The organism is Streptomyces sp. NPDC058653 (genome assembly GCF_042716895.1).
Taxonomy (GTDB): domain Bacteria; phylum Actinomycetota; class Actinomycetes; order Streptomycetales; family Streptomycetaceae; genus Streptomyces.
This window is the reverse complement of sequence record NZ_JBHXRM010000020.1, coordinates 104,758-118,408: the sequence shown is the minus strand read 5'-3', so window position 1 is coordinate 118,408 and position 13,651 is coordinate 104,758. Positions and strand designations below refer to the sequence as shown.

The following is a 13,651-nucleotide window of genomic DNA, read 5'->3' as shown; positions in this document are numbered from 1 at the left end:
CCCGTCTCCCAAGAAGCACCATCCGGCACCCTACGTACGAAAGAAGGAAGCACCGTGACGACCTCAAGCCGCACGACCGGCGAGAACCTCCTCGTCCGCCGGTCTGACCACACGACCATCCGGTACACCGCCACCGGCCCCGCCGACGGGCCGGTCCTGGTCCTCGTCCACGGCTGGGCGTGCGACCGCGGTGACTTCGACGCCGTGACCGGCCACCTGCCCGACAGCTACCGGGTCCTCGCCGTCGACCTCGCCGAGCACGGCGAGTCCCGCTCGACACGGGCCGTTTGGACCGTAGAGGAGTTCGCCCGCGACGTGGCGGCGGTGCTGGAGGCCCAGTCCGTGACCACGGCCGTCGTGGCCGGGCACTCCCACGGCGCGGCGGTCGCCGTCGAGGTCGCCCGGCTGCTCCCCGGCACCGTCACGCACGTGGTCGCACTCGACGGGCTGCACTACCTGTCCCTGTTCCCGGCGCAGAGCGAGGATGAGGCCGACGCGCTGCTGGGCATGTTCCGCGACGACTTCCCCACGGCGGTGCGCGGCCTGGTCGAAGGGGGCTCCCCGGCCGGGACCGACCCGGCGCGCAAGGACGCCTACTTCCAGAAGATGGTCAGTGTGCGCCAGCCCGGGGGTCTGCGTGCCATCGAGGGCCTGGTGCACTGGGACATGGACGCGGCGCTGCGCGAGGTGAGGCAGCCGATCACCGTGTTCGGCATTCGTGATCTGGTCGCGCGGGAGGCGTTCGACCGCTACGCGGACCGTCTCGACATCGTGCTGGTCGACCTGGGCAGCCACCACTTCCCGGTGGAGGCGCCCGAGGCCACGGCGAGGCTGCTGGCCGGCGTCGTGGGCTGACGGGGGCCGGATGCGCGCGGACAAGCCCCAGAGGTTTCCCCAGGGGTTTGTTCGCGCGTAGTCGTACGGAGCGGGTACGGCTCCGGGAGGTCGGGAGCCCGGCATGGCAGCCCGGCCCGGGGAGGGTTGCTCAGGTGAGGGCCTGGACGGCGTAGAGCGTGCCGAGGGCGGCGGCGAGGATGCCGAGCAGAAGGCTGAGTACGGCCTCGGGCAGGCGGGGTTGGAGGCGGGCGCCGAGGTAGCCGCCGATGAGGCCGCCGGCGCCGCAGGCCAGACCCAGCCACCAGTCGGGCGCGACGGGTCCGGTGGTCGTCGTCGCCAGTACCGCGTAGGCGGCGGCGCCGGCGACCGAGGTGGTGAAGGTGGCGGCGAGGGTGGCCGGTGCGATGCGGGCCAGCGGCATGCCGCGTGCGGCGAGGACGGGCCCGAGAAGGGAGCCGCCGCCGATTCCGTAGATCCCGCCGACCACGCCGACAGTCAGGGCGAGCACCGCGAGCGCGGCCGGGGACGGCTCGGGGGAGCCCGTACGCGGCCGGTGGCGGGCGGCACGCAGGGTGCGCAGGCACAGCCAGATTCCGAGCGGCAGCAGGAAGGCGGCGACCAGTGTGCGGAAGACGTCGGGGCCCGGGAGGGCGAAGACGCGGACGACGGCGCCGGCGATGACGCCGGGCAGGGTCCACAGGACGAGGCGCCGGGCGAGGGAGCCGCGCAGGGCGCCGTCGCGGCGGTAGCGCCACAGCGCGCCCGGCCCGGCGACCACGTTGAACAGCAGGTTCGTCGGTGTGACCGCGGGACTGGGGACGCCGAGGACGCTGAGCTGAACCGGGAGAAGGAAGACGGCCCCGGAGACGCCGACCGGCGCGGTCACCGTCGAGATCAGCAGACCGGCGGCGAATCCCGCCCAGACCGTCCACTCCACGCCCGACCCCGCTTCTCGATCACCCGGCCAGTATCAGTGGCGGAGGGCGACACGGAGGCGGCCCGCAACGCGATGTTCACGAACAGCGGGTACGGCCCGGACCGGGGCCACAGGTATCGGCCGCCGGGCGGGAGGCGGGCGCGCAGCAGCCCTTGCCCTGCCAGGTGTCACGGCCCTCCTTGACCGCGACGCCGGCGATGACCAGGGCGGCGATCGGGTCGGCCCAGGACCAGCCGAGGGTGGCGTTGAGGACCAGGCCCACCAGGAGGACGGCCGACAGATAGGTGCACAGCAGCGTCTGTCTGGAGTCCGCGACGGCGGAGGCGGAGCCGAGTTCGCGGCCCGCCCGGCGCTGGGCGGCGGAGAGGAACGGCATGATCGCCAGCGACAGGGCGGCGATGACGATGCCGGGGATGGAGTGGTCGGCCTCGCCGTTGCCGACCAGGGCGCGGACGGCGTCGAAGGTGACGTAGGCGGCGAGTACGTGGAAGGAGACCGCGATGATCCGCAGTGTCGTCTTCTCCCGGGCCTCCCGCAGGGCATGGTCGCGGGCGGAGAACTGCCAGGCGACCGCGGCGGCCGACGAGACCTCGATCACGGAGTCGAGACCGAAGCCGATCAGGGCGGTCGACGAGGCGAGGGTGCCGGCGGTGATGGCGACGACGGCCTCGACGGCGTTGTAACTGATCGTCGCCGCCACCAGCAGGCGTACGCGCCGGGCGAGGACATCGCGGCGGGTTGGGGACGGGCCGATGGATGTCGAGACCATCAGCAGCAGCCTTTCTCGGCGCTGTCCGCGCAGGTCGTGTCGGACTCGACCGCGACCACCGCCGCCAAGAGGTGATCCAGCGCGCCGCCGAGGCGCTCGTCGGCGAGCTCGTACCGCGTGCGCCGGCCGTCGGGCACCGTGACGACCAGCCCGCAGTCACGCAGACAGGCCAGATGGTTCGACAGTCGGGTCCGGGAGACCTCCAGAGTCTCGGCGAGGTCGGAGGGGTACGCCGCAGCCTCGCGCAGGGCGAGAAGGATCCGGCAGCGGATCGGGTCGGCGAGCGCGCGGCCGAAACGAGCCAGCACCTCGATGTCGGAGGCAACGGTCAGCACCCGATGACAGTACAGCGAACGCTGAATTCATGGAAGCGTGGATAGTTGGCCGGATGGCTTCACAAGGCAGGCCGTACGGCTCCGTCCGCGCAACAGGCGTCACCGGCGGTGTCAGCAGGGTCGGCGCTCCTGCCGAGGGTGTCGGCGTCGGCCTTGACGACGTACACCTCCCAGGGCTCCCTGCCGGGGCCGTGCACCCACACCTTGTCCTGGAGGGCGTAACAGCAGGAGGTGTCGTTCTCCTCGAACGTGGCGAGACCCGCCTCCTTGAGCCGGGTGGTCGCGGCCGTCACCTGCTCCGTGGCCTCCACCTCTACGCCGAGGTGGTCGAGCCGGGTTTCCTGGCCGGGCTCGCCCTCGATCAGCACGAGCTTGAGCGGGGGCTCGGTGATGGCGAAGTTGGCGTATCCCTCGCGTCGCTTGGCCGGTTCGGTGCCGAACAGCTTCGAGTAGAAGGTGACCGATGCCTCGAGGTCGCTGACGCGCAGGGCGAGTTGTGCACGGGACATGGTGGCGCTCCGATCGACTGTATCGATGTCTTTCGATGCAAGGTTGCGACTTGTATCGACGGATGTCAACATAGAAGCATGTCGAAACAAGAGCTTCCGGTGCTCGGTCAGAACGACGAGAGCGGCGCCTGCTGCCCCGGGCTGCTGACCGCCCCCCTCGACGGGGAACAGGCCGTGGAACTGGCCAAGGTCTTCAAGGCGTTGGGCGATCCGGTACGGCTGCGCCTGCTCTCGATGATCGCGTCGCGCGCCGGGGGCGAGGTCTGCGTCTGTGATCTGACCCCCGCCTTCGACCTGTCACAGCCGACGATCTCCCATCACCTCAAGCTGCTCCGGCAGGCCGGGCTCATCGACTGCGAGCGGCGCGGTACATGGGTCTACTACTGGCTGCTGCCCGAGATGACCGACCGCCTCGCCGGCATCCTGACGCGCCCGGCCGACACACCCGCGCCCGCGAACGCCCGCGTGAAGGGCCTCGCCGACGCGTCCGCGTCCGTGCCCGCCGACGTGACCGTGTGAGCACCGCACCCGAGCAGGAGGAGGCGGCGGTCGCCGGCCGCCTGTCGTTCCTCGACCGGTATCTCGCCGTCTGGATTCTCACCGCGATGGCGCTCGGACTCGGTCTCGGCCGCGCCGTGCCCGGCCTGGGGGACGCGCTCGCCGAGGTCACCGTCACCGGTGTATCGCTGCCGATCGCGCTCGGCCTGCTCGTGATGATGTACCCGGTCCTCGCCAAGGTGCGTTACGACCGGCTCGACACCGTCACCCGCGACCGCCGCCTGCTGCTGCCCTCGCTGCTGCTGAACTGGATCGTCGGTCCGGCGCTCATGTTCGCGCTGGCGTGGCTGTTCCTGCCCGACCTCCCCGAGTACCGCACGGGCCTGATCATCGTGGGACTGGCGCGCTGTATCGCCATGGTGATCATCTGGAACGACCTGGCCTGCGGCGACCGCGAGGCCGCCGCCGTCCTGGTCGCGCTGAACTCGGTGTTCCAGGTGCTCGCGTTCTCGGCCCTCGGCTGGTTCTATCTGTCCCTGCTGCCCGGGTGGCTCGGCCTGGAACAGGCCGGACTCGACGTCTCCGTGTGGGAGATCGCCCGAAGCGTGCTGATCTTCCTGGGAATCCCGCTCCTCGCCGGCTACCTCACGCGCCGGATCGGCGAGAGGGCCAGGGGCCGTACCTGGTACGAGGCGAGGCTGATCCCGCGGATCGGGCCGTTCGCCATGTACGGACTGCTGTTCACGATCGTCGTGCTCTTCGCGCTGCAAGGCGACGCGATCACCTCGCAGCCGCTCGACGTCGTCCGTATCGCGCTTCCGCTGCTCGTGTACTTCGCGGTCATGTGGACCGGTTCGATGGCGGTCGGCCGCGCCGTGGGCCTCGATCACCCGCGCGCGACGACGCTCGCGTTCACCGCGGCGGGCAACAACTTCGAACTGGCCATCGCGGTCACCATCGCCACGTACGGCGCCACATCAGGACAGGCGCTCGCCGGTGTGGTCGGCCCTCTCATCGAGGTGCCGGTGCTGATCGGCCTCGTCCATGTCGCCCTGTACGCCCGGCGCTTCTTCACCGTCGCCGTGCCCCCGACCGAGGAAGACCCCGCCCATGCCTGACACCCCCTTGCCCTCCGTCCTGTTCGTCTGCGTCCACAACGCGGGACGTTCACAGATGGCCGCCGCGTTCCTCACCCACCTCGCGGGCGACCGTGTACAGGTCCGCTCCGCCGGGTCCACCCCGGCCGGCACCGTGAACCCCTCCGTCGTCGCGGCGATGGCCGAGGTGGGCGTCGACATCTCGGCGGAGGTGCCCAAGGTGCTCACCGTCGACGCCGTGCGGGCGTCCGACGTCGTCATCACGATGGGCTGCGGCGACAGCTGCCCCGTCTTTCCCGGCAAGCGGTACCTCGACTGGGAGTTGCCCGACCCCGCCGGGCAGGGTGTCGAGGCCGTACGCCCCATCCGTGACGAGATCGAGCGACGGATCCGGGGGCTGATCGGCGAGATCGTCCCCACGTAGCCGGTTCGACGGCGCAACACCCCCGGCGGGCGATCGGCGGGCGATCCGTGTCTGATCGGCGTGTGCACGGCGGGAGATCGGTGCGCGCATGGCGCGCGGACATGGCGGAGCCGCCTCCGGCTGTCGGACCGGAGGCAGCTCGCCGACGGGGGGCCGACTACCGCGCGGAAGTGCGGTCAGTTGGGGCTGATCGCGTTCAGCAGCGCCGATGTGACGTGGTCGGCCGCGTTCTGGTGGCCCCTGGCGTTGGGGTGCACGAAGGCCACCTCGCTCGGGAACTGGGCGAAGATCCCCTCCACCCACTTGCCGGAGTCGCAGACGCTGTGGTTCCGGGAGGAGTCGTAGAGGTTGACGAACGACGCGTCATGGTCGCCGGACGCCTTCTCGATGACCTTGTTGAGGGGCTCCAGTACGTCCGTGCGCAGCCAGTCCAGGTCGCCCTGGGTGATCGACGCGAACTGCTCCCAGTCGTCGTACCGGCACTTGGACGTGTCCTCGGGGATGACCGTCGGGTATCCGACGCTCAGGATCTTGGCGTGCGGGGCCCTCTCGTGGAGCGTGGCGAGCATCGTTCCGTACTCGGCGCTCACCTTGTTCAGCCGATCGGGGACGGTGTGGGCCAGCTCGTCCCGGCACGGTGTGCCCACGCCGCCGCTGCCCGAGCCCTGTTGGAGGCAGTTGAGCAGCATGTCGGCGAAGCCGAGGCTGTTGCCGCCCACGCCGACGGTGACCACGTCGGTGCCCGGGTCGACCGCCTGGGACTGGGGCGGCACCGGGGGGAACGGATAGTCCGGGTCCTCCGAGAAGGGCGGCAGATGACGCCCGATCGGCTCCTGGGCCCTGAAGGTGATGTCCTCGATCGTGGCGGCGCCGCAGCTGACGTTGGTCAGATCGAGGAGCGAGCCGAGGTCGCGGTCGACGACCTGCGGGTAGGAGCGATCGGTGCGTTCGCAGCCGTCACGCGGAACTTCGAAGGTGTCGCCCGCGGCCGGGATCACCCCCGCGGTGTACGAGTCTCCCAGGGCCACCCACTGGTAGTCCGACGCCGCGGCCGCCGGGGCGGCACCCGCGAGTTGCGTGGGCACGAGGGCTCCCGCGACGAGAGCGGCGGTCGAGCCCAGCAGTGTGAGGCGCTTACGGAAACGGGTCACGAATCCTCCATGTGTACGGCGTTGGTGCCTCCATGACCGTACGGAGATCGTCGCTCATCGCACTAGATCCATTACGGACAGTCATCGATGATCGTGGAAAGGTTCTTTCGGGCGGTTTGCTTCGGTGTGTTGAGAATTCGTGTCCGACAACTGACAGGTGCGGCACGGTATTTGTACGACGCTGGACAGGCGCTTGATCAACTCGGCCGGTCCCGGCGCGATGTCAATTCTCGGCCGCTGTCCTGTTCTCGATCATCGGCGCGCCGGGCGCGTCGCGATGCGCCCCCGAACACGCCGAGGCGCCTTTCCTTCTCGGCGTGTCCCCCCGGCCGGTCGCGGCCACTGTCTCGAATCGGGTACGAAGCCGACACCGGCCCCCGATCCGGGATCCCGACAGCCGTCGACCGCGTCCTGTGAGGCATGGATCTGGACAAGACTCCGGCCCCGCCCCGACCGCCCGACCGATTCGAGCCGGGTGAGGGCTGTCTGACCACCGCGATCCGGATTCCGGTCCGCGTTGTCGTACTCGTCCTCGTCGTCCCGGTACGCCTTGTCTGGGACCTGCTCGCCGTCGGCGCGAAGGCGGTGCACCGCGCCGTGCTCCGGCCGGTCGGGCGGGGCATCGGCGTTGCCTGCTCCTGGCTGTACGAGACCGCCCTCGCCCCGGCCGGGCGCGCCCTCGGCGTGGCGCTGCTGTTCCTGGCCAGGCTGCTGTTCGTCCGGCCGTGGGTGGCCCTGTGGCGGTATCTGCTGGCACCGGTGGTGCGGTACGGGCTCGTGGTGCCGGGGGTATGGCTGTACGAGAAGGTCCTCACCCCGATCGGCCATGGCATCGCCGTCGTCTGCTCCTGGCTGTACGAGACCTTGCTCACCCCGGTCGGGCACGCCCTGGGAGCCGTGCTGCTGTTCCTGGGCAAGCTGCTGTTCGTCTGGCCCTGGCTGGGGCTGTGGCGCTATGTGCTGGTGCCGGTGGTGCGGTACGGGTTCGTGGTGCCGGGGGTGTGGCTGTACAAGCGCGTCCTCACCCCCGTCGGCCGCGAGATCGCCGACGCGGTCGGCGTCGCCTGGCGCATCGCCGGACAGATCTCCCGGGCGATCGGCCGAGGACTGAAATGGCTGGCCTGGATTCTGGTCGGGGTGCCGGCGAGCTGGTTCTACCGCACCGTCTGCACGCCCGTCGGGCATGTGGTGCGCGACTACGTGTGGGCCCCGGCCAAGAAGGCGGCCGTCGAGACCGGCCGGGCGGTCGGCAGCGCGCTGCGGTCCGTCGGCGACACGGTCGGGCAGGCGCGGCGCGACGCCTGGCGCGCCCTGGTCGGGGCTCCGCGCCCGGCCGAGCCTGTGGAGGCTCCGCTCGGCGGTGCGCGTACGCTTGGAGGTACAACAACCGTCCCCGGCGCGGTACCCGCACCCGAGGCCACCCTGCGCAAGCAGATGTGAGCCGGGTTTTCCGGGGCCGACCGCCCGGTCGGCCGCGCGTCCGAGGGTGTGCGCAACCACGCGCACCCCGCACCGAGGAGAAGAACCACTGGGCAAGCGACAGCCCGAAGGCCCCCCGCCCGCGCCTGCGGTGCAGCGCATCAGACTGCGTTACACCAAGCGTGGCCGCCTCCGGTTCACCAGCCACCGCGATTTCCAGCGCGCCTTCGAACGGGCCCTGCGCCGAGCCGACGTCCCCATGGCGTACTCGGCGGGATTCACCCCGCACCCGAAGGTGTCGTACGCCAATGCCGCCCCCACCGGCACGGGCAGCGAGGCCGAGTATCTGGAGATCGCCCTCGCGGCGCCGCGCGACCCGCACACCCTGCGCGAGCTGCTCGACGAGTCGCTGCCCACCGGCCTCGACATCATCGACGCCGTCGAGGCCCGTACATCGGGACTCGCCGACCGGCTGACCGCCTCCGAGTGGGAGCTCCGGCTCGACGGCGTGGGGCACGAAGAGGCCGAGCGCGCGGTGACCGCCTTCCTCGCCGCCGAGGTGGTGGAGGTCGAACGCCGTGCGAAGAACGGGATGCGGACCTTCGACGCCCGGGAGCCCGTCGTCGACCTGCGGACACTTCCTCCACAGGCCGATAGGCCGCAGGGCGGGCGCTGTGCGATACTGCGGCTGGTTGTTCGGCACGTGACACCCGCCGTACGACCCGACGACGTCCTTTCCGGTCTCCGAGCTGTGGCCGACCTGGCGCCGCCGGTCCCCGCAGCGGTGACCAGGCTGGCGCAGGGGCTCTTCGACGAGGAGTCCGGAACGGTGACCGACCCGCTCGCGCCCGACCGCGAGGCAGTCACGGCAGGCCCAACCACGGCCGCCGGACCCGCCGCCGCGAAGGCGCCTGAAGGTGCAGTTTCCGCCTAGGACGGTTGTTGTAGCGCTGCCCTTGCGAACAGCCTCGGGAGCCACCTGGGCCGGGCGGCGCGCTGACCACGAAGACTTTCGCCAGGCCGTACGTGCAACGCGTACGTACGGAACCGGCGACCCAGACATAACAGCTCCTGTGCGGCGCCCGCGCCCCGGACGGCGGCAATCGCGCCTCAGCGCGGGCCGCGGCCGGACCGGATCAAGGCGTGGCGCCCGGGAGCGTGACGGGAGAACCGCCCGCATGTCCCAGAACGAACCCGGTACGACCCGGGAGACCGAAGAAGAACTGAACAGCCCCAGCGACACACTGCCGCCGCGCCGCAGGCGCCGCGCCGCGTCGCGTCCGGCGGGGCCGCCGTCCTCGGCGGCCGAGGCCGCCGAGGGGGCGAACCCTACAGAGAACGCCACTGCGACCGTCACCGCGAATCTCGCGGCGAACGTGACCGACCACGGGGCCGCGGCCGGTGGCGACAACGGCACGGACCCGGCCCGCGCCGAGGCCGGAGCGGACGAGCCCGCGCCGCCGCGTGCCCGGCGTCGTGCGACCCGTAAGGTCGCGGCCCCCGCCGAGAGTGCGCCGGAGCCGGTCGTCGAGCCGGTTGTCGAGCCCGTGGCCGCACCGGCAGCCGAGACCGAGCCCGCGCCCGTCGCCGACGAGCCCGCGCCGCCGCGTACGCGCCGCCGCGCCACCCGTAAGGTCGCCGCTCCCGCCGAGACGGTCGCCGAGCCCGTGATCGAACCTGTTGTCGAGCCCGCCGCGGCCGAGGCCGTCGCCGACGAGCCCGCGGTCGTCGCGGACGAGCCGGCGCCGCCGCGTACGCGCCGTCGTGCGACCCGTAAGGTCGCCGCCCCCGCCGAGAGCGCGCCCGAGTCGGCCGCCGAGCCCGCCCCCGCCGAGGCGGCAGCCGAGCCCGCGCCCGCCGCCGACGAGGCCGCGCCGCCCCGTACCCGCCGCCGCGCCACCCGTAAGGTGACCGCCCCGGCCACCACCACCCGGCCCGCCGACGCGGACGCCGACGACGACGAGATCACGCAGGGCGAGACGCTCCCCGCGAACGCCGTCACCCAGATCACCGCCGACGAGGCGCAGGTCGAGGCCGCCGAGAAGGCCGCCACCCGTGGCCGCTCGCGCCGCAGGACCGGCGCCGCGCAGGAGACCCCCGCCGAGGCTGCGGCGGAGCCGAAGGCCGAGCCCAGGTCCAGGAAGGCCGAGCAGTCGGGCGGCTCCGCGCCCTCCCCCGCCAAGGACACCGAGACCGAGGCGCCCGAGCGGTCGCGCCGGCGCGCCACCCGGCCCGCCGTGGCCGTCTTCCAGGCGCCGGTCTTCGCCGAGCCGATGTTCCAGACCCCCGAGACGGCCGCCGCGATGGCCGCCGCCATCGACATCGAGGACGACGACGACCTCGACATCGAGGACGAGGCGCCGGCCGAGGCCCCCGCGCCCGCACCCGAGCCCTCGGGCCGCCGTCGGCGTCGCCGCCGCGGCGAGGCCGCCGACGCCGCCGAGCACGCGCCCGCCCCGGCCTCCGCCGCCGAGCGGGACGCCGACGACGAGCGGGAGCCCGAGCAGTCCGCCGAGGGCGACGAGTCCGACTCCGACGCCGAGGACTCCGACGAGTTCGACCGTCCCTCGCGGCGCCGCCGCCGGGGTGGCCGTCGCCGTCGCCGCGGTGAGTCGGCCGAGGCCGACGAGCAGTCGGACGAGCACCCCGAGGACGGGCACGAGGAGCGCGGTCAGGACCGCGGCAGGAAGCACGACGCCGACGACGAGGACGGCTCCGACACGGAGGCCGCCGAGTCCGACGAGCACGACGGCGACGACGACTCCGCCGGCCAGTCGGGCGGCGGAAGCAGCAGCAGCCGGCGGCGTCGCCGCAGGCGCCGTCGGAGCGCCGACGGTGCCTCCGACAGCGAGAACAACGGCGTGGACGACCCGGAGCGTACGGTCGTCAAGGTCCGCGAGCCGCGAGAGCGCCGTACGAAGGACACCGAGCCCGGTACGGGCGTGGACGAGGTCCAGTCCATCAAGGGCTCGACCCGGCTGGAGGCGAAGAAGCAGCGCCGCCGCGAAGGCCGCGAGCAGGGCCGTCGCCGCGTGCCGATCATCACCGAGGCGGAGTTCCTGGCGCGCCGCGAGGCCGTCGAGCGCGTGATGGTCGTCCGGCAGAACGGCGAGCGCACCCAGATCGGCGTTCTAGAGGACAACGTGCTCGTCGAGCACTACGTCAACAAGGAGCAGGCCACCAGCTACGTCGGCAACGTCTACCTGGGCAAGGTGCAGAACGTACTGCCGTCCATGGAGGCCGCGTTCGTCGACATCGGCAAGGGACGCAACGCCGTCCTGTACGCCGGTGAGGTCAACTTCGAGGCGCTGGGCATGGCGGGCGGCCCCCGCCGTATCGAGACCGCGCTCAAGTCCGGCCAGTCGGTCCTCGTCCAGGTGACGAAGGACCCCATCGGCCACAAGGGCGCGCGTCTCACCAGCCAGGTCTCGCTCCCCGGCCGTTACCTCGTGTACGTCCCCGAGGGCTCGATGACCGGCATCAGCCGCAAGCTCCCCGACACCGAGCGGGCGCGGCTGAAGACCATCCTGAAGAAGATCGTCCCCGAGGACGCGGGCGTCATCGTCCGTACGGCCGCCGAGGGCGCGAGCGAGGACGAGCTGCGCCGCGACGTCGAGCGCCTCCAGTCGCAGTGGGAGGACATCCAGAAGAATTCGAAGAGCGGCAACGCCCCCACCCTTCTCTACGGTGAGCCCGACATGACCGTCCGGGTCGTGCGCGACATCTTCAACGAGGACTTCACCAAGGTCATCGTCAGCGGCGACGAGGCGTGGCGGACCATCCACGGTTACGTGGAGCACGTGGCGCCCGACCTGGCCGACCGGCTGAACCGCTGGACGAGCGAGGTCGACGTCTTCGCGACGTACCGGATCGACGAGCAGCTGATGAAGGCGCTGGACCGCAAGGTCTGGCTGCCCAGCGGCGGTTCGCTGGTGATCGACAAGACCGAGGCCATGATCGTGGTCGACGTCAACACCGGGAAGTTCACCGGCCAGGGCGGCAACCTGGAGGAGACCGTCACCCGGAACAACCTGGAGGCGGCCGAGGAGATCGTGCGTCAGCTGCGGCTGCGCGACCTCGGCGGCATCGTCGTCATCGACTTCATCGACATGGTCCTCGAATCGAACCGGGATCTGGTGCTGCGGCGACTGCTGGAGTGCCTGGGCCGGGACCGTACGAAGCATCAGGTCGCCGAGGTCACCTCGCTCGGCCTGGTCCAGATGACCCGTAAGCGGGTGGGCCAGGGTCTGCTGGAGTCGTTCTCCGAGACCTGCGTCCACTGCAACGGACGCGGTGTCATCGTCCACATGGAGCAGCCGACCGGCACCGGCGGTGGCGGTGGCAACGCGGGCGGTGGCGGCAACGGCAAGCGCGCGAAGAAGCGCCGCGGCGGGTCCGGCGCGGACCACGACCACGGCCAGGACCATGAGCACGAGACGGCGGCCGACGTGCTGACGGACGCGGAGACGGAGTCCGAGGCCGAGGTGGCGGCGGAGGTCGCCGCCCCGGTCGCGCTGCCGGCGCCGGAGTTCGTGCCCGACGAGGAGCTGTACAGCAGCGTCGCGGAGGCCGAGACGGCCGCCCGGGGCGGGCGTTCGCGCCGCCGGGCGTCGCGCAAGGCGTCGGCTCCGGCCGGTTCGCCCAGGTCGGCGGAGGCCGAGCCGAAGGCCAGGGCCGAGGAGCCGGCGGAGGTGCCGGCCCCGGTCGCGTCGTCCGTGCCGGCGGCCGAGCCCGAGCCGGTCGTGGACGAGGCCGCTCCGCAGGGCCGTACCCGTCGCCGGGCCACCCGTAAGGCGTCGGCCCCGGCCGGTTCGCCGCGGACGGCCGGGTCGGACGAGGCCGCGGAGCAGGCGGCCGAGGTTGTCGTCGAGCCGTCGGCGCCGTCCGCCGCGGCGGAGCCGGAGGCCGTACGGTCCGAGGCCGCCGCCGAGGCGCCCGCCGATGAGGCGCGTACGGGCGAGGCGACCGAGGTGGCGGCGCCGCCGCGTGCCCGTCGCCGGGCGACCCGTAAGGCGTCGGCCCCGGCCGGATCGCCCGCGGGCGCCGAGGAGGCGGCCGTGGTCGTCCTGGGTTCGGATGCGACGGCGGAGACCACTCCTTCGGCCGAAGCCGCCGCAGCCACGGAAGCCACGGAAAACGCAGCGGCCACCGAATCCGCCGCACCCGCCGCCGGGTCGGGCGACACCGGTGACAGTGGCGAGAGCGGCGAGAGTGGCGACGGCGACGCGGAATCTTCGGCTCCGGCAAAGAAGACGGCCCGGAAGACCGCCAAGAAGGCCACTGCCAAGAAGGCGGCCACAAAGAAGACGGCTGCCAAGAAGACCGCCGCCAAGAAGACCACCACGAAGAAGACGGCCTCGAAGTCCGCGGCGAAGAAGACGTCTTCGGCCGAGCTCCAGTCGGCGTCCGTCGTGTCGGTACCCACGGATGGCTGAGCACCTGAGCTGAACCTTTGGTGACTCACAGTTGAACGGCCCGTGCCCCGCCCTGGGAATCCAGTGGTGGGGCACGGGCCTTTGTGTCGCACTTGATGCCGTTGCCGGTTAACAGCCCCGGAATTCTGTCGGAAATTCCTGATAATGTGACTGGCGGTCCCCGCCGACGACAGTCCCCGCCCGGAACCTGCGGTCGGGGACCGGCCCGTACAGGGACAGCTGTCCCATATTCCTCGGCAG

Annotated in this window: 12 protein-coding genes; 7 read left to right on the top strand and 5 right to left on the bottom strand. The window is 71.8% G+C overall.

Annotated elements, in window-relative coordinates; all coding sequences use genetic code 11:
- Positions 1–54 precede the first annotated feature (54 nt).
- A complete protein-coding gene (locus ACFWU9_RS19080) occupies positions 55–855 on the top strand; it encodes an alpha/beta fold hydrolase (protein ID WP_384319767.1) in 801 nt (266 codons plus the stop codon).
- A 130-nt stretch (positions 856–985) separates the two neighbouring features.
- Here the strand turns inward: ACFWU9_RS19080 and ACFWU9_RS19075 are convergent, their stop codons facing one another.
- The 4 genes from ACFWU9_RS19075 to ACFWU9_RS19060 all read right to left on the bottom strand — a co-directional run bounded on the left by ACFWU9_RS19075 (position 986) and on the right by ACFWU9_RS19060 (position 3,387).
- Positions 986–1,774, bottom strand: a complete 789-nt coding sequence (locus ACFWU9_RS19075) for a sulfite exporter TauE/SafE family protein (RefSeq protein ID WP_384319765.1) — start codon at positions 1,772–1,774, stop codon at positions 986–988.
- 76 nt (positions 1,775–1,850) lie between these two features.
- The gene (locus ACFWU9_RS19070; RefSeq protein WP_384319763.1) at positions 1,851–2,543 is read right to left on the bottom strand and encodes a cation transporter; all 693 of its coding nucleotides are present in this window, start codon (positions 2,541–2,543) and stop codon (positions 1,851–1,853) included.
- Complete coding sequence (locus tag ACFWU9_RS19065) at positions 2,543–2,878, bottom strand: ArsR/SmtB family transcription factor (protein WP_384319761.1); 336 nt, start codon at positions 2,876–2,878, stop codon at positions 2,543–2,545. The genes ACFWU9_RS19070 and ACFWU9_RS19065 overlap by 1 nt, the downstream gene beginning before the upstream one ends.
- A gap of 59 nt (positions 2,879–2,937) precedes the next feature.
- Entirely contained in the window at positions 2,938–3,387 is a 450-nt protein-coding gene (locus ACFWU9_RS19060) for an ArsI/CadI family heavy metal resistance metalloenzyme (protein WP_384319759.1), read from the bottom strand.
- Between the two features lie 78 nt (positions 3,388–3,465).
- Here ACFWU9_RS19060 and ACFWU9_RS19055 point away from each other — a divergent pair, with 78 nt between their 5' ends.
- The 3 genes from ACFWU9_RS19055 to ACFWU9_RS19045 are packed head-to-tail and all read left to right on the top strand — an operon-like array spanning position 3,466 to position 5,406.
- Positions 3,466–3,906 carry an ArsR/SmtB family transcription factor gene (locus ACFWU9_RS19055; protein ID WP_384319757.1) on the top strand — a complete coding sequence of 147 codons (441 nt, stop codon included), beginning with the start codon at positions 3,466–3,468 and terminating at the stop codon, positions 3,904–3,906.
- Complete coding sequence (gene arsB, locus ACFWU9_RS19050) at positions 3,903–5,003, top strand: ACR3 family arsenite efflux transporter (RefSeq protein ID WP_384319755.1); 1,101 nt, start codon at positions 3,903–3,905, stop codon at positions 5,001–5,003. The genes ACFWU9_RS19055 and arsB overlap by 4 nt, the downstream gene beginning before the upstream one ends.
- Entirely contained in the window at positions 4,996–5,406 is a 411-nt protein-coding gene (locus ACFWU9_RS19045; RefSeq protein ID WP_384319753.1) for an arsenate reductase ArsC, read from the top strand. The genes arsB and ACFWU9_RS19045 overlap by 8 nt, the downstream gene beginning before the upstream one ends.
- Before the next feature lie 176 nt (positions 5,407–5,582).
- On the opposite strand, the gene ACFWU9_RS19040 is transcribed toward ACFWU9_RS19045, so the two are convergent.
- Positions 5,583–6,557 (bottom strand): SGNH/GDSL hydrolase family protein, encoded by a 975-nt coding sequence (locus ACFWU9_RS19040; RefSeq protein WP_384319751.1) that lies wholly within the window; start codon positions 6,555–6,557, stop codon positions 5,583–5,585.
- 420 nt (positions 6,558–6,977) lie between these two features.
- On the opposite strand from ACFWU9_RS19040, the gene ACFWU9_RS19035 reads away from it, so the two are divergent.
- The 3 genes from ACFWU9_RS19035 to ACFWU9_RS19025 all read left to right on the top strand — a co-directional run bounded on the left by ACFWU9_RS19035 (position 6,978) and on the right by ACFWU9_RS19025 (position 13,411).
- Positions 6,978–7,997, top strand: coding sequence for a hypothetical protein (locus tag ACFWU9_RS19035; protein ID WP_384319749.1), 1,020 nt, complete (start codon positions 6,978–6,980; stop codon positions 7,995–7,997).
- Positions 7,998–8,127: 130 nt separating this feature from the next.
- Positions 8,128–8,910, top strand: a complete 783-nt coding sequence (locus ACFWU9_RS19030; RefSeq protein WP_384319747.1) for a TIGR03936 family radical SAM-associated protein — start codon at positions 8,128–8,130, stop codon at positions 8,908–8,910.
- Between the two features lie 244 nt (positions 8,911–9,154).
- On the top strand, positions 9,155–13,411 hold the full coding sequence (locus ACFWU9_RS19025) for an Rne/Rng family ribonuclease (RefSeq protein ID WP_384319745.1): 4,257 nt from the start codon (positions 9,155–9,157) through the stop codon (positions 13,409–13,411).
- Positions 13,412–13,651: the final 240 nt, after the last annotated feature.